Origin of the sequence: Veillonella sp. CAG:933 (assembly GCF_000431435.1) — a bacterium.
Lineage (GTDB): Bacteria > Bacillota > Negativicutes > Veillonellales > Veillonellaceae > Veillonella_A.
In genome coordinates this window covers 1-1,096 of record NZ_HF986129.1, presented here as the reverse complement: position 1 = coordinate 1,096, position 1,096 = coordinate 1, and the positions used below count along the sequence as shown (strand labels likewise).

At 40.0% G+C, this 1,096-nt stretch carries 1 protein-coding gene; it reads left to right on the top strand.

Annotation, left to right across the window (positions count from 1 at the left end; all coding sequences use genetic code 11):
* Nucleotides 1-22: 22 nt before the first annotated feature.
* The coding region (locus QZL64_RS01390) for an IS30 family transposase (RefSeq protein WP_296309110.1) at nucleotides 23-1,096 on the top strand (1,074 nt) is incomplete at its 3' end.

Sequence of the window (1,096 nt, the reverse complement as noted above, 5' to 3'; positions counted from 1 at the left end):
TACACGAGGTATCGATATCACTATGGACTCTATTAATCATAACACATCATTACGTACAAACAAACACTTATCTTACGCAGAACGCTTTCATATTGAAAAACAATTGCAAGCGGGTGCTTCAAAACTGTCGATTGCTAAAGCTTTAGGCCGTTCTCGTACAACCATTCATGCTGAAATTCAACGAGGTACTGTTGAACAAATAAAGGCTGGTAAACGGGTCATGGTGTATCTAGCCGATCATGGACAGGCAAAGTATGAAACCTCTCGTAAAGGCTCGTTTAATACTCGAAAAGCCGGTATGATTACACCTTTTCTTACTTGGGTTGAAGACCAGGTATTGGAGCATAAATGGTCATTTGATGCTGCCGTAGGCTATGCATTGCGTAAGTGCTTGTTTGTACGTAATGAAATGGTGTCTACTAAAACTTTATATAACTACCTTCATGAAGACCTTCTCCGCGTTAAACCAATGGATTTACCGCTAGTGCTACGCCGTTCAATGCGTAAAGCTATTACGCGTAAGCACAAGAAAAATCTAGGTAAGTCTATTGAACTACGTGATGAATCTGTTTTGACTCGCGAGGAATTTGGAAATTGGGAACTCGATACCGTTCGAGGCATTAAAGATAAGCATGATGAAGTAATTATCTCTCTATTAGAACGTAAAACACGAATTTATGTAACGTTACGGTCACCTTCCGCTAAAGCAGTTGACATAAAAAACACGCTACACAACTGGCTATTAGGCTTTAGTACCGATATTTCATTACAGCAACTCTGCAAGACAATTACAGCTGATAATGGCCTTGAATTTGCGTCTATTACTGAACTTGAAACAGAGAATTTACAGATCTTTTTTGCTCATCCATATGCCGCATGGGAACGTGGCTCTAATGAACGACATAATGGTTTATTACGCCGCATTATTCCTAAAGGAACACCAATTCGTGACGTATCCGAAACAACACTTCGCCGGGCAACCGACTGGTGTAATTCCTTACCTCGTAAGATCCTAAATTACCGTACGCCGCAAGAAGCCTTTGTTGAAGAAGTTAAGAAGTTAGTGGATTTACAAAGTGTTCAATTTGATATTGCA